Annotated in this window: 22 protein-coding genes and 4 tRNA genes; 12 read left to right on the forward strand and 14 right to left on the reverse strand. The window is 69.5% G+C overall.

The window, feature by feature from the left end; translation table 11 throughout:
• Positions 1–8: 8 nt before the first annotated feature.
• Complete coding sequence (locus ABEA39_RS03550) at positions 9–731, reverse strand: MgtC/SapB family protein (protein ID WP_345373275.1); 723 nt, start codon at positions 729–731, stop codon at positions 9–11.
• Positions 732–786: 55 nt separating this feature from the next.
• Here ABEA39_RS03550 and ABEA39_RS03555 point away from each other — a divergent pair, with 55 nt between their 5' ends.
• Entirely contained in the window at positions 787–2,151 is a 1,365-nt protein-coding gene (locus ABEA39_RS03555; protein WP_345373277.1) for a carboxylesterase family protein, read from the forward strand.
• Positions 2,152–2,397: 246 nt separating this feature from the next.
• Here ABEA39_RS03555 and ABEA39_RS03560 read toward each other — a convergent pair whose 3' ends face one another.
• From ABEA39_RS03560 to ABEA39_RS03580, 5 genes are all read right to left on the reverse strand, one after another.
• Positions 2,398–3,114, reverse strand: a complete 717-nt coding sequence (locus ABEA39_RS03560) for a response regulator transcription factor (RefSeq protein ID WP_345373279.1) — start codon at positions 3,112–3,114, stop codon at positions 2,398–2,400.
• Positions 3,107–4,399 (reverse strand): sensor histidine kinase, encoded by a 1,293-nt coding sequence (locus ABEA39_RS03565; RefSeq protein WP_345373281.1) that lies wholly within the window; start codon positions 4,397–4,399, stop codon positions 3,107–3,109. The genes ABEA39_RS03560 and ABEA39_RS03565 overlap by 8 nt, the downstream gene beginning before the upstream one ends.
• Positions 4,400–4,684: 285 nt before the next feature.
• Positions 4,685–6,082: an MSMEG_0567/sll0787 family protein gene (locus ABEA39_RS03570; RefSeq protein ID WP_345373283.1), complete on the reverse strand. Its 1,398-nt coding sequence runs from the start codon at positions 6,080–6,082 to the stop codon at positions 4,685–4,687.
• A gap of 41 nt (positions 6,083–6,123) precedes the next feature.
• Positions 6,124–7,209 (reverse strand): MSMEG_0568 family radical SAM protein, encoded by a 1,086-nt coding sequence (locus ABEA39_RS03575; RefSeq protein WP_345373285.1) that lies wholly within the window; start codon positions 7,207–7,209, stop codon positions 6,124–6,126.
• Positions 7,210–7,221: 12 nt separating this feature from the next.
• Positions 7,222–7,752 carry an MSMEG_0572/Sll0783 family nitrogen starvation response protein gene (locus tag ABEA39_RS03580; protein WP_345373287.1) on the reverse strand — a complete coding sequence of 177 codons (531 nt, stop codon included), beginning with the start codon at positions 7,750–7,752 and terminating at the stop codon, positions 7,222–7,224.
• Between the two features lie 174 nt (positions 7,753–7,926).
• On the opposite strand from ABEA39_RS03580, the gene ABEA39_RS03585 reads away from it, so the two are divergent.
• The 7 genes from ABEA39_RS03585 to ABEA39_RS03615 are packed head-to-tail and all read left to right on the forward strand — an operon-like array spanning position 7,927 to position 14,817.
• On the forward strand, positions 7,927–8,799 hold the full coding sequence (locus ABEA39_RS03585) for a carbon-nitrogen hydrolase family protein (protein WP_345373288.1): 873 nt from the start codon (positions 7,927–7,929) through the stop codon (positions 8,797–8,799).
• Positions 8,792–9,094 (forward strand): MSMEG_0570 family nitrogen starvation response protein, encoded by a 303-nt coding sequence (locus tag ABEA39_RS03590; RefSeq protein WP_345373290.1) that lies wholly within the window; start codon positions 8,792–8,794, stop codon positions 9,092–9,094. Before ABEA39_RS03585 ends, ABEA39_RS03590 begins: the two co-directional genes overlap by 8 nt.
• Complete coding sequence (locus ABEA39_RS03595; RefSeq protein ID WP_345373292.1) at positions 9,091–10,380, forward strand: MSMEG_0569 family flavin-dependent oxidoreductase; 1,290 nt, start codon at positions 9,091–9,093, stop codon at positions 10,378–10,380. The genes ABEA39_RS03590 and ABEA39_RS03595 overlap by 4 nt, the downstream gene beginning before the upstream one ends.
• 9 nt (positions 10,381–10,389) lie before the next feature.
• Positions 10,390–11,250, forward strand: a complete 861-nt coding sequence (locus tag ABEA39_RS03600; RefSeq protein ID WP_345373294.1) for a carbon-nitrogen hydrolase family protein — start codon at positions 10,390–10,392, stop codon at positions 11,248–11,250.
• 13 nt (positions 11,251–11,263) lie between these two features.
• Positions 11,264–12,412, forward strand: coding sequence for an MSMEG_0565 family glycosyltransferase (locus ABEA39_RS03605; RefSeq protein WP_345373296.1), 1,149 nt, complete (start codon positions 11,264–11,266; stop codon positions 12,410–12,412).
• Entirely contained in the window at positions 12,369–13,856 is a 1,488-nt protein-coding gene (locus tag ABEA39_RS03610; protein ID WP_345373298.1) for an AMP-binding protein, read from the forward strand. Before ABEA39_RS03605 ends, ABEA39_RS03610 begins: the two co-directional genes overlap by 44 nt.
• A gap of 10 nt (positions 13,857–13,866) precedes the next feature.
• Positions 13,867–14,817 (forward strand): hypothetical protein, encoded by a 951-nt coding sequence (locus ABEA39_RS03615; RefSeq protein ID WP_345373300.1) that lies wholly within the window; start codon positions 13,867–13,869, stop codon positions 14,815–14,817.
• On the opposite strand, the gene ABEA39_RS03620 is transcribed toward ABEA39_RS03615, so the two are convergent.
• Positions 14,814–15,827, reverse strand: coding sequence for an NAD-dependent epimerase/dehydratase family protein (locus ABEA39_RS03620; protein ID WP_345373302.1), 1,014 nt, complete (start codon positions 15,825–15,827; stop codon positions 14,814–14,816). The genes ABEA39_RS03615 and ABEA39_RS03620 overlap by 4 nt on opposite strands.
• Positions 15,828–15,932: 105 nt before the next feature.
• Here ABEA39_RS03620 and ABEA39_RS03625 point away from each other — a divergent pair, with 105 nt between their 5' ends.
• Positions 15,933–16,325 (forward strand): DUF4193 family protein, encoded by a 393-nt coding sequence (locus tag ABEA39_RS03625; RefSeq protein ID WP_345373306.1) that lies wholly within the window; start codon positions 15,933–15,935, stop codon positions 16,323–16,325.
• Positions 16,326–16,419: 94 nt separating this feature from the next.
• Here ABEA39_RS03625 and ABEA39_RS03630 read toward each other — a convergent pair whose 3' ends face one another.
• The 6 genes from ABEA39_RS03630 to ABEA39_RS03655 all read right to left on the reverse strand — a co-directional run bounded on the left by ABEA39_RS03630 (position 16,420) and on the right by ABEA39_RS03655 (position 19,597).
• Positions 16,420–17,175, reverse strand: coding sequence for a hypothetical protein (locus ABEA39_RS03630; protein WP_345373309.1), 756 nt, complete (start codon positions 17,173–17,175; stop codon positions 16,420–16,422).
• Entirely contained in the window at positions 17,172–18,200 is a 1,029-nt protein-coding gene (locus tag ABEA39_RS03635; protein WP_345373312.1) for a hypothetical protein, read from the reverse strand. Before ABEA39_RS03635 ends, ABEA39_RS03630 begins: the two co-directional genes overlap by 4 nt.
• A 146-nt stretch (positions 18,201–18,346) precedes the next feature.
• A tRNA-Val gene (locus tag ABEA39_RS03640) sits at positions 18,347–18,418 on the reverse strand.
• Between the two features lie 31 nt (positions 18,419–18,449).
• Positions 18,450–18,520 (reverse strand) — tRNA-Cys (locus ABEA39_RS03645).
• A 67-nt stretch (positions 18,521–18,587) separates the two neighbouring features.
• Positions 18,588–18,659: transfer RNA gene (locus ABEA39_RS03650), tRNA-Gly, on the reverse strand.
• A 143-nt stretch (positions 18,660–18,802) separates the two neighbouring features.
• Positions 18,803–19,597 carry an SDR family NAD(P)-dependent oxidoreductase gene (locus ABEA39_RS03655; protein ID WP_345373315.1) on the reverse strand — a complete coding sequence of 265 codons (795 nt, stop codon included), beginning with the start codon at positions 19,595–19,597 and terminating at the stop codon, positions 18,803–18,805.
• A 95-nt stretch (positions 19,598–19,692) separates the two neighbouring features.
• Here ABEA39_RS03655 and ABEA39_RS03660 point away from each other — a divergent pair.
• Positions 19,693–19,765: transfer RNA gene (locus ABEA39_RS03660), tRNA-Val, on the forward strand.
• Positions 19,766–19,808: 43 nt separating this feature from the next.
• Here ABEA39_RS03660 and ABEA39_RS03665 read toward each other — a convergent pair.
• A complete protein-coding gene (locus ABEA39_RS03665; protein WP_345373317.1) occupies positions 19,809–20,873 on the reverse strand; it encodes a proline-rich domain-containing protein in 1,065 nt (354 codons plus the stop codon).
• A gap of 107 nt (positions 20,874–20,980) precedes the next feature.
• Here ABEA39_RS03665 and ABEA39_RS03670 point away from each other — a divergent pair, with 107 nt between their 5' ends.
• Both ABEA39_RS03670 and prpB read left to right on the forward strand, forming a co-directional pair.
• Entirely contained in the window at positions 20,981–22,534 is a 1,554-nt protein-coding gene (locus ABEA39_RS03670) for an MmgE/PrpD family protein (protein WP_345373319.1), read from the forward strand.
• Positions 22,534–23,427: a methylisocitrate lyase gene (gene prpB, locus ABEA39_RS03675; RefSeq protein ID WP_345373322.1), complete on the forward strand. Its 894-nt coding sequence runs from the start codon at positions 22,534–22,536 to the stop codon at positions 23,425–23,427. Before ABEA39_RS03670 ends, prpB begins: the two co-directional genes overlap by 1 nt.
• The last annotated feature ends 40 nt before the right edge of the window (positions 23,428–23,467 follow it).

Below are 23,467 nucleotides of genomic sequence, written 5' to 3' on the forward strand. Positions count from 1 at the left end.
CGAGCGCGCTAGTCCAGGTCCTCCTGCGCCACGAGGTTGACCGACCGGACCCCGCGCGCTTCGCTCACCGCCATGAGCAGCTCGCCCGAGTCGCCGGCGCCGAAGACGTCCATCGTCACGTGCACGATGTTCTTGCCGTCCTCCTCCTGCGGTTCGCCGACTCGCAGCTGCCGCACCGACCACGAGGCGGCGGTCACCTGCGACAGCACCTCTCGCAGGGCCCCCTTGCCGTCTTTGTACGAGAACTCGAGCTGCAGGGCGGTCTCGGGCGAGCCGGCGATCCGGTGCGTCACGATCGAGTAGCCGTACGTGACGATGAAGTGGAGCGCCGTCACGATCACGGCGAGCAGCCAGAGCCCGGCACCGGCGGCCATGCCGATCGCTGCCGTCTCCCACACGGCGGCGGCCGTGGTCAGGCCGCGCACGGCACCCCGTCGCGTCAGGATCAACCCGGCCCCGAGGAACCCCACCCCGGAGACGATCTGCGCCGCCACCCGCGAGGGATCGAGCACGATGTGGCCGGGGACCAGCACGTCGGTGAAGCCGTACTTGCTCACGAGCAGCAGCAGTGCGGAGGTGGTGCCGACGATCGCCTGCGTGCGGAGCCCGGCGGCCTTGTGCCGCAGTTGACGCTCGAGACCGATGAACGACGACAGCACGAACGCCAGCAGCAGTTCGCCCACCTGCAGCCACCCCTGGCCGCCGAGGGACGCGAGGGTGGGATCCGTCATGATCCTCGAGGCTAGTCCTGGACCGGAGCACCCGTCCGATGGCTAGCGTGGGGGAGTGACCGCGACAGCCCCCGCCGAGACCCGCCGCTTCGAGACGCCGGTGGGCGAGATCGTCGGTTACGTCGACGGCGATGTGGTGAGGATGCTCGGGGTGCCGTACGCGCGGGCCGGGCGTTTCGAGGTTCCCCGGCCCGTGCATCCCACCCTCTCGCCCTTCCAGGCGTTTCAGCGGGGGCCGGCGTCGCCGCAGTCGGTGACCCCGATCCTCGAGCAGCTCGTGGAGGGCGGCAGCGACGGGATGACCGCGTCGGAGGACTGCCAGAACCTGTCGATCACGCTGCCGGCCGACATCGCGCCGGAGGAGCGGCTGCCCGTGATGGTGTGGATCCACGGCGGCGCCTATGTCACCGGAGCGGGCGACCTCGACGTCTACGACCCCCGCGACCTCGTCGTCGAGCAACGGGTCGTCGTGGTGAACGTGACGTTCCGGCTGGGGCTGCTCGGGTTTTTCGGCGACGGCGCCACGATTCCGGCAAACCTCGGGCTGCTGGACCTGATCGAGGCGCTGCGGTGGCTCCACGCGAACGTCGAGAGCGTGGGAGGCGCGGCCGACCAGGTCACCCTCTTCGGGCAGTCCGCGGGCGGCGACGCCATCGCGCACCTGATGATCAGCGAGGGTGCACGTGGGCTGTTCCGGCGCGCGATCATCGAGAGTGCGCCGCTCGGGATCAGCGCAGGGCGGTCGGCGATGGTGCGAGCGATGGTCGCGGCGGTGAGCGGCGGCTCTCCGGACGGGCTCGCGTCGCTGCGGGACGCGCCGGTGGACGACCTGCTCGCGCGACAGGGTGTGGCCGAGCGGGCCGCCCTGCGCGGCGGGCTCCGTGCGGGGATGGCGTTCGGCACGCAATACGGTTTCGCGCCGCTGCCCGCGGAAGGCGAGCGAGAGGAGGCGTGGCGCGACGTGGCGCCCGACGTCGACGTGCTGATCGGGTCGACGGTGGACGAGACCGGGCTCTACCTCCCCTTCGTTCCCGTGCTGCGGTCGATGGTCCGGATGCCGCGGCTGGGCTCGAGTATTCGCGCCGCGATCGTGCGGCCGTCGACCTGGGTCACCTACAAGCGCGACGTCGCTCGGTTCGCCGCCCGGCACCGTGCGGCGGGCGGGACGGCGCTGACCTACGAACTGTCGTGGGCACCGCGCGGGCTGACCACGGGGTCGGTGCACATGAGCGAGCTGCCGCTGCTGCTCGGGACGCGCCGCGCCTGGGAGAAGACCTCGTTCGTGGGACGGACGCCCTGGAGCGAGATAGCGGAGCGCGGGCCGGTGCTGCGGGCGGCCTGGGCGTCGTTCGCGCGGACGGGCGCCATCGACGAGGCGCTCGAGCAGAAGCTCGCGGGGACGGTGGCGCTCGGGCGGTGAGGCTCGGACACGAGGGATCCGCAGTTTTCCTTGACGGTCGTTGCCGATGCCTTTATCGTTGAGATATCGGCCTGGTCCCAGCCGAGACCGGCCGTTCGCTTCCTGCGGACGATGTCTCGTGGCGGGCCAGAGGATCAGGGCTACGAGGGATCACCTCGATGCTCACCACGTCGAGGGCGGCCGGTCCTTTCTCGCTTCGCGGCCGTGCATCCGACGCGTCTCTGGGCTCGGCGTGTCGCGGCGATGTCAGACGGCCGCCAGCCCGCTCTCGTAGGCGAAGATCACGAGCTGTACCCGCCCCCGCAGTTGGAGCTTCTGCAGGATCGCCTGCACGTGGGACTTCACGGTCGCCTCGCTGAGGAACAGCGTCGAGGCGACCTCGGCGTTGCTCAGACCGCGGGTCAGCAGGCCGAAGACCTCGCGTTCGCGGACGCTCAGGGGAGCGAGCGGGTCCGGTGCGTCGGCGACCGCCGCCGGCCGGGCGAACTCCTGGATCACGTCGAGCGACGACTCCGGGTCGGTCAGGTCGAGGCCCGAGTGCACCCCGCGGATCGTACCGAGGAGAACCGCGGGGGTGGCGTCCTTCGTGAGGAAGGCGCTCGCTCCGGCCCGGAGGGCGTGGAACACGGCCTCGTCTCGGCGGATCGTGGTGAGCACGACGACCTTGGGTACGGAGGCGCAGTCGCCCGCCTTGCCGCTGCCGCTCGGCCCGTTCGCGGCCTGGGCCCTCACTCCGGCACCGGTGATGGCGGCCGTGGCGTCGACCCCGTTCATCCCCGGCATCCGCAGATCCATCAGCACCACGTCGGGCCGCACCGAGTCGACGAGGGCGATCGCCTCGCGCCCGTCGTAAGCGACCCCGACGCACTCGAGGTCGGCCTGCGCCGCGATCTGCAATTCGAGACCGGACGCGAAGAGGGGCTGGTCGTCGACGATCAGGACGCGGATTCGGGGTTCAGCCACGGGGGCTCCTCACGGTGGTGATGGGCAGGCTCTCGGTCGAGGCTCCGCCGTCGTACGGGAGTGACGCCTCGACGGCGAAGGCCCCGTCCGCTCGGCGGCCTGCGGACAGGTGCCCTCCGGCCAGGGTCGCTCGCTCGGTCATGCCTGCGATACCGATGCCGACCCCGCCCTCGCGCGCATCGATGATCGGCGCGTCGCCGGACGAGACGATCGAGAGCCGCAGCTCGTCGGCCTCCCATGCGAGTGTGACGACGGCGGTGCTGGCGGTGCCGGCGTGCTTGAGGGTGTTGGTCAGGCTCTCTTGGACGATGCGATAGACGGCCACGTCTTGAGAGGTCCGCAGGATGCGCGACTCGCCTTCCGAGAGGAGCGTCACGTGCATCCCCACGCCCTGCATCTCGGCCACCAGCGTGCCGAGGTCGGCCGACGTGAGACGCGACGCCACGACGTCGTGGTCGTGGATCCGTTCGACGAGCCGACGCACGTCGACCAGCGCGGTCCGCCCGACGGAGGCGATGGTGGTGAGCGACTGACGGCTGAGGTCGGGTCGGGCGTCGTGGACCGCGAGACCGCCCTCGGCCTGGGAGACGACGACGGTGAGGGAGTGCGCGAGGGCGTCGTGCACGTCGCGAGCGATGCGGGCCCGGTCTTCGGAGAGGCGCAGTTCGAGGTCGCGCTCCTCCAAGCGGGACTCGGTGGCGCGCAGGGTCCGGGCGATGCCGATGCCTGCGATGGCGACGCCGAAGACCCACGCGGCCGCGAAGACCCCGAAGATCGCCGGCGTCAACGCGCCGAGTTCGAGCCAGCGGGGGTGGAGCGGGTCGAGGGGTTCGCCGTTCGGTCGATTGATCACGGCCACCCGCCCGAAGATGATGACGTCGTAGGCGACGATCAGCGAGGCCAGGACGCCGGCGCCGAGGGAGACGTAGCGGAGCACGCCGCGCGCGGTCAGGCCGATGACGAACGCGACGGGGAAGAGGGCGGCGTAGAGGTAGAGGTCGGTGAAGTAGACGGGCGGGAGCAGCAGCCGGGCCTGGGCCAGGGGCAGCAGCACGACGATCGCGAGCGACACCAGCGGGAGGCGGCCGGCCAGGGCGATGGCGGCGGCGAAGAGCAGGTAGAGCAGGACGTGGCTCGAGATGTAGGCGGGGCCCTGGAAGGAGAACTGGACGACGATCGGCTGGATCAGGAGGTACAGGACGGCGAGGACCGGGCCGGCGGAGGCGCTCGGTCGCCGTTGCACGCGTTGCCACGCTCGATGGCGGACCCCGGTCGCAGTCGACATGGCAGCACTCTAGGGGGCGGAACGGCGCGATCGGCGGGAATCGGGTCCTGTTCAGCCGAAAGGAGGACCTGGCGGGGGTCGTCGCGGTTGCAGGGGCGGTCACACGGAGCGTGCCCCTCGGTTTCGGGCCGAGGGACACGGGGCCGCGTTCAGGGTGAGGATCAGGCCGCACCCCGTGGTCGCGCCTCAGCGAGTTACCAACTCGCCCGGGGCAAACCTAACGCCCGTGAGGGGAATCGCAGCACGAATGCGCAAACTGGCTGACGTCGAGTGGATCGAGGACGACTAAGCAGGCCCCAGCCCCGTGACGCCGCCGGCGACTGCGCGAGTCGTCTCCCCGTCGGGCCAGCGGAGCATCACCCCGCGTTGCAGGGTGAGCGATCCGATCTCGGCCGTCGCTGCGAAGGGCGACTCCATGCGGGATTCACGGGGTCGATCGGCCGTGACCATTCCGAAGCCCGGGAAGCAGGCGAGCCAGTCGCCCATCGACACGTCGTCCGCCGCGGCGGATCCAGCCGAGACGGGCGTGGGCACCGCGGCCATGTCGACGACCGCGCCGTACCCGCTCGCTTCGGCGAGCATCCCGACAGTGCCGACGATGCCGGCCATGCTGACATCCTTCGCCGCCGCCGGCTGGGCGCGAGCGACGGTGCCGGCCAGGTTCCGCAGCTCCGGAGAGGTACGCCCCTCGGTCGAATTCCACTGGGCGCCACGATGCCCGGAACGCCAGCTTCCGCTCACGTCGACGGTCAGGCTGAGGGCGTCGCCGTAGCGGCCGCCGCCTCCGGGAACGGGTGTCGAGGTGCGACCGAGTGCGGTGATGCTGAGAGCCGGGGGGACGCCGACCTGGGTGTGGCCACCGAGGACGGGGATGCCCCAGGCCTCCGATCCGCGACGGATACCGGCCATGACCCGCCGCACGAACGCCGTGTCGGCTCCGGCGACCGTGTCGAGCAGGCCCACGGGATCCGCGCCCATCGCGGAGAGGTCGTTGACGTTGACGAGCACGCCGCACCACCCCGCCCATTCCGGATCGCGTTCGACCATCGACGGCAGGATGGCGTCGCAGGCCGCGATGACGTCGGTGCCGGGAACGGGCGCTCCGTCGTCGCCGACCCATCCGGGCCCGCCGAGGGACGACACGGGGGAGTGTGACCACGCCGAGTGCGGCTCGAGCAGCGCTTCGAGGTGCGACTTCGTCGCGTCGACGAGTCGCTGGTGGCGATCGATCGGCCAGCGCATGGCCAGGTGGTCGACCCCGCCGATGACACAGGTGCCTGTGGTCTCCCAGCCGAGCCGGCGGAAGAGCACGGAACTCCGCTGCTGCACGGTCGCGTCGAAGCGGATGACCCCGAGCTGCTCCGCGAGGGCGCATGCCGCGCGAACCAGCGCGGACCCGATTCCGAGAGCGCTCCGGGCGGCAGGGGCCACGACGAGCCGCGAACCCGTCCACCAGCCGATGTCCACCGAACCGACCGGCGAGAGTCGGACACCGCCGACAACGACGGATCCCGCTCGAGCGACGAGGACCAGCGTGCGTGGGTCGTCGTCCAGGTCGTCGTGGTCGGTGCCAGCGAACAGGCCCTGCTCGTCGACGAACGCGTCCCGCCGGAGGTGTCGGTAGTCGTCGATCTCACCACCCGATGCGAGGGAGACGAGGAACGCAGCCGGCGGGGATATCACTCGGGGGCCCATGAGGGCCGGCACGTCGAGCAGAGCCACGCTCAGCCGCCCGCCGTCTGGAGGGCGGAGCAGGCACCGCAGGCCGCGCATCCCGCCTTCTGATCCGCACCGCGCATGCCGGCGGCGACGAGTGCCTGTGAAACCCGGAAGGTGATGTCGTGCAGGACGCTCCGGTGGGGGGCCGGGACCTTGTCGACGTCGGTCGCCAGGGTGCCACGCAGCGGACGGAACGGCACGACGAACGGGTAGACGCCCATGTCGATGAGTTCCTGGGCTCCGGCGACCATCTCGTCGGGGTCCTCGCCCATTCCCACCAGGAGGTAGGTCGAGACCTGATTGCGGCCGAAGACGCGCACCGCCTCCCGCCAGGCGGCCCGGTACTCGTCCAGGGAGACACGGGATTTGCCGGGCATCCAGCGCTTCCGCACGTCGTCGTCCATCGACTCGACGTGGATGCCGATCGAGCGCGCACCGGCTTCGTAGAGGTCGCTGATCGTCTTCAGGTCGGCGGGCGGCTCGCACTGCACCTGGATCATGAGGTTGGGGACCGCCTTCTTGATCGCCCGCACGCAGCGGGCGAGGTGGGTGGCGCCACGGTCGCGGCCGTTGGACGTGCCGGTCGTCATGACCATCTGCTCCACGCCGTCGAGCCGCCAGGCGGCCTCGGCCACCTCCGCGATCATGGCCGGCGTCTTGACCGCGACGGTGCTGCCCGACTTCAGGGATTCCTCGATGGAGCAGAACCGGCAGCGCTCGGCCGGGTCGTAGCGGATGCACGTCTGCACCACGGTCGTCGCCAGAACCTTGGCGCCATGGAGCCGAGCGATCTGCTCGTACGAGACGCCGTCGGCGGTCGAGAGATCGTAGAACTTCGGTCGGGCAACCGGCGAGACCTCGATCCCGGTGTCCTCACCATCGAGAAGCAACCTGCCGTCGTCGACGAGGTAGGGACTGTCCTGATTGACCGGAATAGCGGACTGCATCCCTTGGAAGAGCACGTGTCCGTCGTCGCTCGGTCCCGCGCCGCCCTCACGGTGGACCGGCGCCGCGACCCGGATGCCCCGGATGGCGACGTCCACACGCGTGGTGAACTGGGCATCCCGCGGCGCATTGTTGGTGATCGTCATCGGGACGCCCGATCAGACCATGTAGGTCGAGTTGATGATCGCGCCCTTGCGGGCGTAGTGGATGACGGCGTCCTGCACGTCGAGCGGGTGGCAGGGGATGACGCCCTCGATCAGGTCCTCCTCGCGGTTGCCGTGGAGGGCCAGGCCGAAGCGGCAGCAGAACACCGTGCCGCCCTCTTTGATGAAGGTCTCGAGAGCGTTGTTGATGTTGTTCTCGCCGGGGAAGCCGTCGGCGCCGGTCGTCGGGAACCCACGGTTGGCGATGCAGTTCATCGAGCCGGGGCCGTAGAAGTAGAGCACCGATGTGAAGCCCTTGCGAAGAGCCCGGATCGCCTGGAGGGTGGCGACGAAACTGACCGACGACTCGTGTGCGATGCCGTGGACGAGCTGGAAGTAGTACTCGTCCTTGGTGGCCGTGTAGTCGGGGAAGATCTTCGTCGATCCGTAGATGTTGGAACCCTTCGGCAGCGAGGGGTGCGGGATCTCGGTGCGCGAGATCTCGATGTTGTCGAGGATCTGCTGGTCGTAGTCGATGTCGCTCATGGGTCGCTCCTTGCGGGTTCGGGTGGTGCGGACTGGCAGAGGATCAGGTGCTGGTTCCGAGTCTTCGTGGGGTTTGTTGCGTCCTGGTTTCGGGCAGAATTCGATCAGTGGCGGAAACGCAGTCTTATTCCCGCCGAAACCAATTCGAAACACGACCGGACGTCTACTTGACGCATGACAACCACGGTCGCAGCCGTCTCGGCGAACTTCACCCGAGACCTCGAGCAGAACTACGAGCTCATCGAAAGCCTGGTCGGCGAGGCGCGCGAGAAGGGCGTGAAGCTGCTCGCCCTTCCCGAGGCCGCCATCGGCGGTTACCTGTCGTCGCTCGGCGACCACGGCGACACGCTCAAGAACACGACCAGGTCGCTGCCGCCGGCGATCGGCCTGGACGGCCCGGAGATCGCCCGCGTGCAGCAGATCGTCGGCGACCTCGTCGTGGTCATCGGCTTCTGCGAGCTCGCCGACGACGGCGAGACGCGATACAACTCTGCCGTCTGCCTCGACGGGGCGCACGTCTACGGCTCGTACCGCAAGGTGCACCAACCGCTCGGCGAGAACATGTCGTACTCCGCCGGTGACGCTTACGAGGCGTTCGACACTCCTGTCGGCCGAGTCGGCTTGCAGATCTGCTACGACAAGGCGTTCCCCGAGGCGGCGCGATCCCTCGCCCTCGACGGCGCCGAGATCATCGTCAGCATCTCGGCCTGGCCGGCCGCACGGACGGCGACTGCCGCGAACCTCCAGGAGGATCGCTGGACGTACCGGTTCAACCTGTTCGACTCGGCGCGCGCCCTCGACAACCAGGTCTTCTGGATCGCCTCGAACCAGGCCGGGACATTCGGTTCTCTTCGCTATGTCGGCAACGCCAAGGTCGTCGATCCGGGGGGCAACGTGCTCGCCACCACGCTTCTCGACTCGGGGATGGCCGTGGCCGAGATCGACGTCGAGGGCACTTTCGCCTCGATGCGGAAAGGCATGTTCCACCTTCGCGACCGCCGACCCGACGTCTACCGGACCGGCGAGGGGGTGCTGGTCGATGCCTGAGATGACCTTCGACGTGCGCTGGCCCGACGGCTCCGAGTCCTCCTGCTACTCGCCGAGCCTCGTCATGCACGACTTCCTCGATCGAGGCGCCGTGTATGCGCTCGACGAATTCGTGGACCGGTCTTCGGCCGCCCTCGACCTCGCCGGCGAACGAGTGCGCGCCACGTACGGCTTCGTCTGCACGTCGGCGATCCAGCAGAAGAACGAGATCGTCCAGGCGGCAGGGGCTTTCGGCGGCGGGTCGGTCGAGATTCTGCGAATGGAGCCGGGGCTCCCGGAGGAGGCCGCCTCGTGACGGATCGCAACGCGGCCGCACGCCTCGTCGACGGAACCCACGTCGAGGTCGCCGTCATCGGCGGCGGCCAGGCCGGCCTCTCCCTCAGCAGACACCTCTCCGAGCGGGGGATCCACCACCTCGTGCTCGAACGCGACTCCATCGGACACGACTGGCGCGATCGGCGCTGGGACGCGTTCACGCTCGTGACACCCAACTGGCAGTGCCGCCTGCCCGGATACCCGTACGACGGCGACGATCCCGACGGCTTCATGCGGCGCGACGAGGTCATGGCCTGGATCCGACGCTACGCGGAGTCGTTCGACGCGCCCGTCGTCGAGGGCGTTCTGGTGACCCGCCTCCGCGAGGTCGATCACGGCGGGTTCGAGGTGGTCACCGACTCGGGCACGATCACCGCCGATCAAGTCGTCGTCGCGACCGGGGGCTACCACCGGCCCGTCCTGCCGCCGGAGGCGTCCTCGATCGGCGGCGACATCGTCCAGGTCCATTCAGCCGACTACCGGTCGCCCGATGCGCTGCCCGCCGGGGGAGTCCTCGTCGTCGGTTCCGGCCAGTCGGGTGCCCAGATCGCCGAAGACCTGTTCCTGGCCGGACGCGACGTTCACCTGGCACTCGGCTCGGCCCCGCGGTGCGCCCGCTTCTACCGCGGCCGCGACTGCATCGCCTGGCTGAGCGACATGGGCGTCTACGAGATCCCGGTACAAGCTCAGGTCGGAGGTCTCACCAAGCGAGAATCGACCAACCACTACATGACCGGCCGCGACGGTGGGCGCGACATCGACTTCCGGGCGTTTGCTCGCGACGGCATGCACCTCTACGGACGCCTGACCGGGGGAGCGGGCACCGACCTGACCTTCAGTCCGACGACCGAAGCATCCCTCGACCACGCGGACTCGGTGATGGAATCCATCAAGAACGACATCGACCGGTACATCGCCCGTGAGGGTGTCGATGCGCCGCTCGAAGAACGATACCGACCGGTATGGCGACCCGAGGCGGAGGTGACCGAACTCGACCTGGTCGAAGCGGGGATCACCAGCATCGTCTGGTCGGCAGGCTATCGCTCGGACTATTCGTGGGTGCAGATCGGCGTCTTCGACGGTGCCGGTCATCCGACTCACCACCGCGGCGTGACGGCGACCCCAGGGCTCTTCTTCCTCGGCCTGCCGTGGCTCCACACCTGGGGCTCCGGTCGCTTCGAGGCCATCGCGCGGGATGCGGAGCACCTCGCGACGGCGATCGTCGAACGGTCCCGGCGGGAGGCGGGCGCTGTCGTGTCCGGTTAGCCTGTCGCAATGGCCGAGATCACGATGGGAGCGGTCGCGGCGCACTTCGGCCGCGACGTCGAGCGCACACTCGCCAAGCTGCCGGGGATGCTCGAGCAGGCCCGTGAGCGCGGGATCGACCTCCTCGTCCTCCCCGACGCGACGGTCGGGGGCTACCTCCTCGACATGGTCCATCCCGGCCCGGACGCCCTGCCCCCGGCGGTGGAGAGGGACGGACCGGAGGTTCAAGCCGTGGCCGACATGGCCGGCGACATGACGGTCTGTTTCGGCATCGCCGAGAGGGTCCTCGAAGACGGGCTCGACGTCCGGTACAACAGCGCCATCTGCGTGCAGGGCGGCCGGGTCCTCGGAACTCACCGTAAGGTCCATCTTCCCCTAGGCGAGTCGGAGGCCTACCGTGCCGGTTCCGGCTTCGAAGCGTTCGACACCCCGGTCGGCCGGCTGGGAATGATGATCGACTTCGACAAGACCTTCCCGGAATCCTCTCGGGCGCTGGCGCTCGACGGTGCCGAGATCCTGGCCTGCCTCAGTGCCTGGCCGGCCAGCGTCACTGATCGGTCCGACCGCATCCGCAACGATCGCCAAGCCCATCTCTTCGACCTCTACGACTGTGCCCGGGCCGCCGAGAACCAGCTCTTCCTCGTCTCGTCCAACCAGACCGGGGTCCTGGGCGGTCTCCGCTTCCTCGGACAGGCGAAGGTCGTCGACCCGGCCGGCGAGATCGTCGCCAAGACCTGGGCCAAGGGCGGGCTCGCGGTCGCGACCGCCGACGTCTCGGGCGACGTGGCCCGGGCCCGACGCACCATGAACCACCTCCGTGACCGTGCCCCCCACGCCTACGGTGTCCCCCTCTCCGCCATCCACGACTGACCCGGGAGGTCTCGTGCGCATCGCCCAGGTGACCTACTCCACCAAGCCCCGCGGCGGCGTCGTCCACACGCTGGCCCTGTCCGAGGCGCTCGCCCGACGTGGTCACGACGTCACCGTGTGGACGCTCGGCCGAGGCGGCGACGACGCGTTCTTCCGTCCCGTCGACGAGTCCGTCGGGATTCACGTGGTGCCGTTCGAGACGCGCGACGGCGAGTCGGTGGGCGATCGAATCGAACGGTCGATCGAGACGATGCGCGCCGCCTTCGACGAGGCGGGGCGCGCTGAGCCGTTCGACGTCGTACACGCCCAGGACTGCATCTCCGCGAACGCCGTCGGTCCGTGCATCCGGACCATCCACCACCTGGACGAGTTCACGACACCGCGCCTGATCGCCTGTCACGACTCCGCGGTCCGCGAGCCCATCGCGCGCCTCTGCGTCTCGGACGCGGTCGCCCAGGACGTCCGATCCGGATGGGTTCTCCAGCCGACGGTCATCCCGAACGGCGTCGACGCGACGCGCTTCGCCCAGGCGGCAGGCCCGGGGGGCGAGGATGCACGGGCCGAGTGGCGAGGACGTCTCGGCGAGTACGTGCTCGCCCTCGGCGGCATCGAGCCTCGCAAGGGCAGCATCGACCTGCTCGAAGCGTTCGCCCTCCTGCGTCGGTCCCGGCCGGGGCTTCGGCTCGTCTTCGGCGGCGGGGAGACGCTCTTCGACTACCGGCCCTATCGGGAAGCCTTCGACGCTCGGATCGTCGAGCTGGCGGTCGAACCCATCGTGCTCGGCGTCGTGGACGACGCGGCCCTGCCCGCTCTGGTGGCCGCCGCTTCGGTGCTCGCTTTCGTGTCGACGAAGGAGGGGTTCGGCCTGGCCGCGATGGAGGCCCTCGCCGCCGGGGTGCCGGTCGTCGCTCGCGATCTGCCCGTCCTCCGCGAGGTGTTCGGTGAAGCGGTCGCCTATGCGTCCGGCCCGTCGTCCATCGCCGCCTGTCTCGAAGCGGCCGTGGACGGGATCGGCCCGGCCGCCGCCGTCGGGCGCGAGCTCGCCGCGAGCCACAACTGGGACGACGTCGCCCGCTTGCACGAGGCCTTCTACGCGAGCGTCGGAAAGGAGGGCGACCATGGCGAGGCAGTCGATCTCCCGGATCTTCACCTGGCTCGCTGAGCGCGATCCCGACCGGGTCGTCGCGCACTTCGAGGGCGAGTCGCTGACGGCATCGCAGCTCGATCGCGCCTCCAACCGTCTGGCGCGAGCGTATCTCGACCGCGGCGTCACTCCGGACTCGCTCGTGACGGTCACGCTGCCCAACTCGCTCGAAGTGCTCGTGGTCTGCGCCGCGATCTGGAAGTGCGGGGCGACCCCTCAGCCCGTCTCGACCGGCCTCAGCGCTGCCGAACGCGCCGAGATCGATGACTTGGCCGACCCGGCACTGCTCGTCGGGGTGCCCTCGTCGTCCGCGTTTCCGTGGGTCCCCGCCGGATGGTCCGGAGGAGTCGAGGTGGGGGTCTTCTCGGACGCCGCCCTGCCCGACGCGTGGGCGTCGAGCTGGAAGGCGCCGACATCGTCGGGATCCACCGGACGCCCCAAAGTGGTGCTGGCAGCGGCGCCGGCCCTCCTCGACCCCGAGGTGCCCGTCGCCCCCTACCTTCCGAGGGAGCAGGTGCAGCTGGTCGCCGGGCCGCTGACACACTCGGCTCCCTTCACCTATGCGTTTCGCGGGCTCATGACGGGGCACACGCTGGTCATCCTGCCTCGCTTCGACGAGCGGGCCGTTCTCGCCGCCATCGAGCGCCACCGGGTGACCTGGGCCCTCCTCGTGCCGACGATGCTGCACCGGCTGCTCCGGCTGCCGTCGGCAGTCCGCGAGGCGGCGGACCTGTCGAGCCTTTCGACCGTGCTGCACCTGGGCGCGCCGTGTCCTCCGGACGTCAAGCGGGAGGTCATGGCGTGGTTCGGGCCCGAGCGGGTGGTCGAGGTCTATGCGGGGAGCGAGTCGAACGGGATCGTGATGATCCGAGGAGACGAGTGGCTCGAGCATCCCGGGAGCGTCGGTCGTCCTTCGGGGACGACGAGCGTCTCGATCCGCCGGCCGGACGGTGGCGAGGCGGCTTCGGGCGAGGTGGGAGCGATCTGGTTGCACCGATCCGGAGGAGCCACGTACCGGTACCTCGGCGGGGGGTCGGCTCGCACGCACGACGGCTGGGACACCCTCGGCGACCTGGGCTTCCTCGACGACGACGGCTACCTCTTCGTCGTCGACCGGGCGGACGACGTGATCTTGCGCGGCGGAGTGAACGTGCATCCGAGCGAGATCGAGCAAGCCCTCGAGGAGCATCCCGCCGTCCGCAGCGCCGTCGCGTTCGGCGTGCCGGACGCCGATCTCGGCCAGCGGATCGAGGTCGTCGTCGATGTCGCCGGAGCAGGAACGCAGGCCTACGGGCTCCTCGCGTGGTCGCGGGGACGACTCGACGCGGCGCGACGTGTGTCGTGCGTGTACGTGGTCGACGATCCCGTGCGGAACGATGCCGGCAAGACGAGCCGGAAGGCCTTCGCGGCTCGGTTCGCGAGCACGCCGGAGGAGAGGGCGGGTCATCGGGCCGGACCGTAGGCTCCAGGACATGGCACCCCCGATCCTCGACGTCGCCGACGACCTCTACGGACTGCCCGCCACCGATTTCGTCGCCGCACGGAACGCTCGAGCGGCAGCGGTGCGGAAGGAGGGCGATCGGGTCCTCGCAACGGCCGTTCGAGGACTTCCGAAGCCGTCGGCCGGTGCGGCGGTCGTCAACGGCCTGCAGCGCACCGACGGCGAGGGGATCGAGCGACTCGTCGAGCTCGGTCGACGCTACCGCGAACGCGGCTCAGGGCTGGATCGGGCATCCCTCGCCGCTCTCGATCGCGACCGCCGCACGAGTATCGCCGAGCTACTCGACCACGCTCGCCGAACGGCCGCCGAGTCGGGGCGCGACCTCACCGCGGCCGTCGCGGGCGAGGTCGAGCAGACCCTCCGGGCGGTGGTGGCCGACGAGGGCGCCGCTGGTGCGGTCCTGACCGGCCGGCTGGTGCGGGCACTGCGCTCCGACGGCATCGAGGACGTCGACGTCGACGGTGCCGTCGGCGGACCCGCGCCGGACGGTTCTCCCGCCTGCGCGGCGAAGTCCGGATCGAAGTCGAAGTCGGGATCGAAGTCGAAGTCGGGGTCGCTGCCCCGAAAAGACAGGAGCGGGACCGGCGAGGATGCACACGCCCGACGTGACCGGGAGCGGGAAGCAGCCCGTCGGGCCGACGCCGAACGCTCCCTCGAGGAGGCCACTGCCGCGTGGGGGGACGCGGAGGCCTCCCGCGAGGCCCTCGAGGACCAGCTCGACGAGCTCCACAAGGCTCAGCACGAGTCGCAGTCGGAGCGGCGGCGACTGTCGGATGCACTCGCTGTCGTGGACGCCGAGCTGAAACGGATGGCCGCCGAGGACGATCACTTGCAGGACGAGGTGAAGCGAGCCGGCCGGCGAGTGCGAGCGGCCCATCGGTCGGTCGACGAAGCCAAGGAAGCGCTGGACGGCCTCGGCTAGCCCCGGAGCGGTCCGGACGACGGGACGTTCGTGCGTTCGGCCAGGCCGGTGATGAGACTCGCGAGGGCGACGTCCGCAGAGACGGCCGGCTCCCAGCCCAGGACCTCTCGCGCGCGCACGGTCGACATCACGGGGACCTTGGCGGCGATGTCGACCCAGCCGGCGTCGATCGGCAGGAGGCGCAGCCGCCACGCCACGGTGACGGCACCCCGGATGATCCGGTAGGGGAACGGAATCGCCCTCGAGCCGAGGACCCCTGCGACGAGTCGGGGGGTGACGACGGGCTCCGCGGCGATGTTGAAGGCGCCGCCGGCCTTCCTGTCGATCGCGCGCCAAAAGGCGTCGGCGAGATCCGACGCGTGGACGACCTGGGCGACGAACCGCGGCGACAGGGGGAGAACCGGAACGGTGACATGCTTGAGCCAGCGGGTCGGCACCCACCGGCCGGCGAACAGGCCGACGATCTCACTCGCGGCCGCCTGCTGCATCACGAGCCCGGGACGCAGCCGGGTCACGACGATGTCGGGGTGGGCGGCCTCGTAGACGTCGAGGGCGTACTCGTTCAGCGCCTTCTGCTGGGAGTAGCTCGACGTCCGGATTCCCCAGACGGGCCACGACTCGTCGCGCCGCCGCCGCTTCGACGACGCCGTGTAGGTGCCCACCGAGGAGGCGTAGACGAGCTGAGGGACCTTCGCGTCGGCGACGGCCTGCATGACGTGCTGGGTGCCGGTGACGCTGGTGCGCATCATGGCCGCCTCGTCGTGCGTGGGCTGGAGGGCCCAGGCCACGCAGACGACGGCGTCGGCGCCCCGGAACACGTCGGTGAGGCGCGGGACTGCATCGTCGTCACCGATGTCGATCGAATGCCAGTCGACGCCCGAGTACCGGGTGCCGTCGGTGTCGGGGATGCGGCGGGCCACCCCGGCGATCTCGACCCCGCTCTCGGCCTTGAGTCTTTGCAGGACGGCAGTGCCGACGTTTCCGGTCGCTCCGACCACCACGATGCGCATGGGGGTGACGGTACGCCGACGGCCCTGGGCGGTGCGGGCCGGCTCCCTTCGTGGCGGCGACGCCTTGCTCCCGGCGGCCATCGGACGATGTTTCGGCGACGAGAAATGCAGCCCACGGCGAACACGGCGTGGCTCTCGCTCCTGGGCATCTATAGTTACCGCGGGCAAGAGACCCAATCACTTCTCGAACAGCAGGAGATCACCATGGCAGCCGACTACGACGCACCTCGCAACGCCCCCGACACCGACGACAACGTCGTCTCCATCGAGGCCCGAACGACGAAGGCGACCGGCCTCGCTGCCGACCTCGACGACGGCGACTCGGCCGACGGTTTCGAGCTCGACGCGGCGATCGTCGACGAGGCGCTCGACGTCGTCGTCCTGCCGATGCAGGAGCACGAATTCACCTGTGTCGAGTGCTTCCTGGTCCGCCCGCGGATCCAGCTCGACCACGAGACCAAGCTCGGCTCGGTCTGCATCGAGTGCGCCTCGCTGTAACGAGCCGCACCGGCGCCCGTACTGCGCCGTGAGACGAAGAAGCCCCGGGAGACCGGGGCATTTCGTCTCTCTGGGCACGACGCATTCGTCGGAGTCAGTCGAGAGGGGCGACGTGCTCGCGCACTAGCTCGATGAATCGGGCAGGTCTGACTCCGGCGGCGTGCAACCGGGAGTCTCCGGCCTTAACCAGCCGCAAGACGCGGGCCGCGTCGAGGCGGCGGCCCATGGCTGGTTCGTCGTCGAGTCTCCAACCACCGATGGAGTCGCGCCCGTGCAAATGACGGATCTCGAGCAGATGATGCAGATCGGCGATGTCCTTCGCTGCCAGTCGAGACTCGGCTGCATAGGCCTTGATGACGGTCGCCCACTCGACAGTGGGCACACGGACGACAAACCGCTCATCGCGGCCGTCGGTGTAGACGACTGTCGTGTCGATCTCGATCGGGTCGGTAGCGAGCGCGAGATCCAGGCCGGGGCTTCCGTCGAGCTGGCCGTCCTCGAAGTCGCGCGGCCTGAACTTGCTGCCGGCTACCTCGACGAGCAGGTCGACGGTTCGTCCGTCGCGTTCGAACCGGCTGCCGTCGACCCGCAGGTAACCGAGCTCCAGAAGTCGACCGGTGACATCTCCCCGTGCTGCTATCGCCGTGCTGAGGCCGGCATCTGCATCAGTGGTGCGCCGCGCCGACAGGCCGGGTATGGGAAAGGCCGTCAGCAGGAGCCCGACCATGTGCCCGCCCACCACCCGGGAATCGGGCATCCCCTCGGTCGCGCGGACTGCATCCGCGAGGGAGGCGAAGGCGAGGTCGTCCGCGTTCGACGTGCAGGGTGCTACTGCGGCAACGCGGATCACAGCGCCACCCTCGAAGCTCGGCGATTGCGCTCGGCGAGGACGGTCTCCTTCAGATGCGCGACGGCGTCATCCCGGTCGGCACCGCGAGAATGCGCGACCTCCCAGGCAGTGATCATCGGGTCGGTGAGCTCGGGGCCGACGGGCTTCGAATCTGAGCCATGCCAAGCGCGGGCTGTGACGAACACGGTCCGATCGGCCGGGACGACGACCGAAAGTGTCTCCTCGCCATCCTCGACGAGCACGGATCGCGCTGAGAGGTCGATGTCCGCTGTGGCAAACACCGTGGCGCTGACTGGCCGACGCATCGGAGCCTGCCCGTCGGCGGCGAGGTCGCCGGACAGAAGGATGCTCGTTTCCGATGCGCGGGCGAGCTCGTCCGCCCTGTCGACCTGCACACCGAGGGGAGCCGCGCCACTCCAGCGTCGCCGGAGACCGCCGGGGCCCGGGTAGTCGGCCAGGAATGCGTTCCAGAGCACGCTCGGTTCGAGAGCCTGCCAGCCGGACGGGCCTCGCTCAACGCCAAGGGATGCCAATTTGGGAAGGGCAAGGGCGACAGCCTGCTGAGCGACGCCTGTCTCGCTCGCCAGGACGGCCTGTGTTCGCGGCTCGTCGGTGCGGACGAGCGCACGCATGAGTGCGAGTCGCCCCCAGGGCTTACGGCCGCGAGGAGCCGGTGGCGGGGGAGCGGCTCGCAGGGCATGCCACTCTGTGCCGTCCAGGATGACGGTCTCGTTGCCCGTCGCAGCGACGGCGATGCGTGAATCTCGGAGCGCCGTGGCCCGCAGGCTCTTGGTGAGATGGGGCACGACGTAAAGCAGACGGGAGTCGCCGTCCGCCTTGTCGAGACTCTCGACGTCGCGTGCCAGGACAGAAGGCGCCGGCGCTGTGGAACGGACCTTGATCTCGTAGAGCTGCCGTACGCCGGCGTCGTCGACCAACGCCAGGTCGACGGACCGGAGGTCGATGGTAAAGCCCCCGTCCTCACCGAGCAGCTCGATGAGTGTGATGCCGCGATCGAGGTCCATCTTTGGATGGTACAAGCAATTCAGGTTTGAAACGGAATTACTTGTACAAGGCTCGACCGACCAGGAGCCGGGCGATAAGGCCAGAGAGAGGGGAACAAGTTGTCGTGAAAAGCAAAAACCCCCGGGGGGCCGGGGGTTTTTCTCTGTGAGCGATACTGGGATCGAACCAGCGACCTCTTCCGTGTCAGGGAAGCGCGCTACCGCTGCGCCAATCGCTCAAGCTATTCAATTCAACTCGTACATCGTACGAGGTGGCGACGGGATTTGAACCCGTGTGGACGGCTTTGCAGGCCGCTGCCTCGCCTCTCGGCCACGCCACCATAAGTGACTCACCGGTGAAGAGAGCCACCCGACAGGTGGATCACCTCTCTGGTGAGCTTTCACTCGAGCGGATGACGAGATTCGAACTCGCGACCCTCACCTTGGCAAGGTGATGCGCTACCACTGCGCCACATCCGCAAACTACGTGGTACTTCTGTTATTGCTGTGTTGCTTGTGTTTGCCGCGTCTCTGCGACCTCATGAACTCTACGCGATGAATCGCCTCGGGCACAAACTGAGATTAGTTCGTGTCTTGGAGCGCAAATCGACCGCCGACGAGAGTCACGGCGCGGGGGAGTAGCGCCGCTCCTCGGCGATGCTGTTGCCCCCGTCGACCACGATCACCTGACCGGTGACGTACGAGGATCCCACCGAGCACAGCCAGGCCACGGCCGACGCGACCTCGTCCGGCGTGCCGCTCCTGCCCACCGGCACGTACCGACCTTCGACGGCCTCACCGGGGAGTTGCGACGGGGTCGCGATCCAGCCCGGAGCGACTGCATTGATCGTGATGCCGTAGGGCGCCTCGTCGACCGCGAGGGCTCGGGTCAGCCCGACCATGCCGGCCTTGGCCGCGGCGTACGCGACCTCGCCTCGGGAGGCCATGACAGGGCCGGTGACGCTCGAGACGTTGACGATGCGTCCCCACCCGGCCCCGCGCATCCCCGGGACCGCGGCGCGAGCCGTGAGGAACGCCGTGGTGAGGTTCGACGCCAGCGAGCGGTTCCACGCGTCGACGCTGATCAGCACGTCGCCCGAGTCCATCTCGTCGTCCTGCACGGTGATCATGCCCGCATTGTTCACCACGATCGACGGGAGGGTGCTCGCGGAACGCAGCGCGGCGAACAGGCGGTCGACGTCGGCCTCGGTGTCAAGGCGGGTCACGTGCCCGGTGGCGGGGATGCCCAGCGCGCCCAGTTCGTCGACGCGCTCGAAGATGCGGTCCGTGGTCGAGGTCAGCACCAGGTGGGCTCCGTCGCGCCCCAGGGCCAGTGCTGACGCGAAACCGATGCCGCCCGGGCTGCCGGCACCCGTGACGAGGGCGAATCGGGGAGACGACGACGAGGACGGGGTCATTGCGCCACTGTAGGCCGGGAGCGAGGCACGCCCGGCCCGCCGCTGCCGTTTATGCGACGGGCCCGAGCATCCAGTAGGATCGACGAGTCCCATTGGGGCGATTGGCGCAGTTGGTAGCGCGCTTCCTTCACACGGAAGAGGTCATCGGTTCGAGTCCGGTATCGCCCACTTCACGACCTCGTCGTCGGCCCCGTCTCACGGCAGCCTGTTCTCACCCCCGGTAGCCGACCACCCCGGCGAAATCGGGTGATCCGTCGGCCTTGCGGGGCAGGGGCTTGCCGTCGGCGTACCGCGGCCAGGCGAGCCGCAGGGGCGCGGGATCCTGCTCCGGCGGCACGTACGACTCGGGCCCGGTCGGAGCCGCGAACGTCGAACCCGCGAGAGCTGGGGCGGCGGGCCGGGGCTGCTCCGAGACGGGCGCGCCGTGCATCCCACCGTCATTCACCTGGGGCCGCGGCACGGGCCGCGAACCCCACGCCGGGATCGGTTCGTACCCGGACGTCGGCGGAGAGAACGGCTGCGGGGCGCCCGTCGGGCTCGAGAAGGTGGGATCCGAGATGGTGGGATCCGAGAACGCCAGCGGCTCACCGAACGCCCCCGGCTCGCCGTAGGCGCTCGCTTCGTCGAACGCTTCGGGCTCCCCGAACGCCCCATGGCCTCCGAACGGCGCGCTCTCGTCCCGGTACAGCAGCACGTGGATCAGGGGCACGAGGATGGTGCCGAGCGCGTCGAGGATGCCGACGGCCGCCACGAATCGCCAGTACCCCTCGCTGAACGGCGCCCAGTTCGCCAGCGGCGGCAACGCGAGCAGCACCATCAGCACGGCGACGAGCGCGACCGTCACGTGCGAGAGCTGGGACATCAGCCGGGTGGCGAAACGCCCGTAGATGCCGAGCAACAGATGCACGTGCAACAGCCCCACCCGGATGATCGCGACGAGCGACAGCCAGGCTCCGAACGACGACCCGTCGAACGACGGCAGCCAGAGCTTCACGAGTCCGACGAGGAGCAGGAACACGGAGGTGCCGGCCGATGCGATCGCGAACCAGGTCGAGCGCTTGGCCGAGACCTCCGCGTCGTACCAGGAGATGAGGGCGAAGCCGAGGAGGAGAGCGATGGTCGTGAGGGCCTTCGCGCCGACGGCCCCGAAGCTACCGGTGATGACGCACACCACGGCGACCAGCGCCGCCGCCACGAGCGACCAGATCACGCTGTGCCGGACCCCGCGGCGGATCCACTCGGAGCTGAAAGGGGTGAGGCGGCCGGTCGTCGTCATGCGCTCGAACCTAGTGTCGAGGATCCCGCGCCTACAATCGCCCAAAAGGGGGAATCACACCCCTGCACCGAACCCCGAGCATCCCTTCGACGAAGAACGGCTGATCAATGGAACTGCACCACGTTCGCGTCCACCCGAGCGGTGACGAGCTGCCCCGCGACGAGCAACTCGCCTGGAGCCTCGCCCGGATCGCCGCCGATCCGGTGGCCGTCGACGACGAAGTGACCGAGATGGTGATCAACCGGGTGATCGACAACGCCGCCGTCGCGGCCGCATCGCTGACCCGGGCGAGTGCGACGGCAGCGCGGGGGCAGGCGCAGGCTCACCTGCAGACCGTGACGCACCCTCAGAGCCAGGCTCAGTCGCCGACTGCCGAGAACCGACACGGGGGATCCACGGTCTTCGGCATCGACGGACGCTTCAGCCCCGAGTGGGCCGCCTGGGCCAACGGGGTCGCCGTCCGCGAGCTCGACTACCACGACACCTTCCTCGCCGCCGAGTACTCGCACCCGGGCGACAACATCCCGCCGATCCTCGCCGTCGCCCAGCACGCGGGGCGGACGGGCGCCGACCTGGTGCGGGGGATCGCCACCGGGTACGAGATCCAGATCGACCTGGCGAAGGCGATCAGCCTGCACGCGCACAAGATCGACCACGTCGCCCACCTCGGCCCCAGTGCGGCGGCCGGCATCGGCACCCTGCTCGGCCTCGACACGGAGACGATCTTCCAGGCGATCGGGCAGGCCCTCCACACCACGACGGCCACCCGGCAGTCGCGCAAGGGCCAGATCTCGAGCTGGAAGGCCTACGCGCCGGCCCTCGCAGGCAAGGTGGCTGTCGAGGCGGTCGACCGGGCGATGCGCGGCCAGACCAGCCCGACGCCGATCTACGAGGGCGAGGACGGAGTGATCGCGTGGCTTCTGGACGGGCCCGAAGGCGCGTACGAGGTACCTCTTCCCGCGCCCAGCGAGGCGAAGCGGGCGATTCTCGACAGCTACACCAAGGAGCACTCCGCCGAGTACCAGGCGCAGGCGTGGATCGACCTGGCGCGGAGGCTGGGGAGCGCGCATCCCACGCTCCGCGACCCGGCGAACGTGACGCGCGTCGTGATCCACACCTCGCATCACACCCACGTGGTGATCGGGTCGGGCGCCAACGATCCGCAGAAGTACGACCCCACCGCGTCGCGGGAGACGCTCGACCACTCGATCCCGTACATCTTCACGGTGGCGCTGCAGGACGGGGCATGGGATCACGAGGGCTCGTACGCGCCCTCGCGCGCGGCGCGACCCGACACGGTCGAGCTGTGGCGGAAGACGACGACGACGGAAGACCCGGAGTGGACCCGGCGCTACCACTCGCTCGATCCCGCCGAGAAGGCGTTCGGGGGCCGGGTCGAGTTCGAACTGGCCGACGGCACGACGCTCGTCGACGAGATCGCGGTGGCCGACGCGCACCCGCTCGGAGCGCGTCCGTTCGCCCGCGCCGACTACGAGGGCAAGTTCCGGATGCTCGCCGCCCCCGTGCTCGACGACGACGAGATCGAGCGCTTCCTTTCTCTGGCCTCGCGGCTGCCGTCCCTGACCGCCGACGAACTCGGCGGACTCACGATCACGGCGCGACCCGGGGTCCTTCCGACCGCACCCGAGGGGCTGTTCTGATGCTGTACTCGACGACGACGCCCGCCGAGAAGCGGGCCCGGTTCCGTGCATCCCTCGCCTCGGGTCGCCTCCATCACCTGCCCGGGGCGTTCAACCCCCTCTCGGCGAAGCTGATCCAGGACAAGGGCTTCGACGGCGTCTACATCTCGGGCGCCGTGATCGCCGCCGACCTCGGGCTGCCGGACATCGGGCTCACGACGCTCACCGAAGTGGCCACTCGCGCGCAGCAGATCAGCCGCATGACCGACCTGCCGACGCTGGTCGACGCCGACACGGGGTTCGGCGAGCCGATGAACGTGGCGCGCACCGTGCAGACCCTCGAGGACGCCGGGGTCGCGGGCCTCCACATCGAGGACCAGGTCAACCCCAAGCGCTGCGGCCACCTCGACGGCAAGGCGGTGGTCGACGTCGACACCGCGGTCAAGAGGATCCGAGCAGCGGTGGATGCCCGGCGCGACCCGAACCTGCTCGTCATGGCCAGGACCGACGTGCGCGCCCTCGACGGCCTCGCCGCGGCGGTCGACCGGGCGAAGGCGCTGGTCGACGCCGGCGCGGACGCGATCTTCCCGGAGGCCATGGCGACGCTCTCGGAGTTCGCCGCGGTCCGCGAAGCCGTCGACGTGCCGGTGCTCGCGAACATGACCGAGTTCGGCAAGAGCGAGCTGTTCACGGCGACCCAATTGGAGAGCGTCGGGATCGACATCGTCATCCACCCGGTCAGCCTGCTGCGCATCGCGATGGGAGCCGCCGAGCGCGGGCTCGACACGCTGCGCGCCGAGGGCTCGTTGCAGTCGGAGGTCGCGGGGATGCAGACGCGAGCCCGGCTGTATGAGCTGCTCGACTACGAGGCCTACGGGGCGTTCGACTCGTCCGTGTACGACTTCACCCTCTGAACCACTCGCCATCCACCACGCCCCCAACGCACGAAGGAGT

This window comes from Frondihabitans cladoniiphilus, from assembly GCF_039544345.1.
GTDB classification, from domain to species: Bacteria; Actinomycetota; Actinomycetes; order Actinomycetales; family Microbacteriaceae; genus Frondihabitans; species Frondihabitans cladoniiphilus.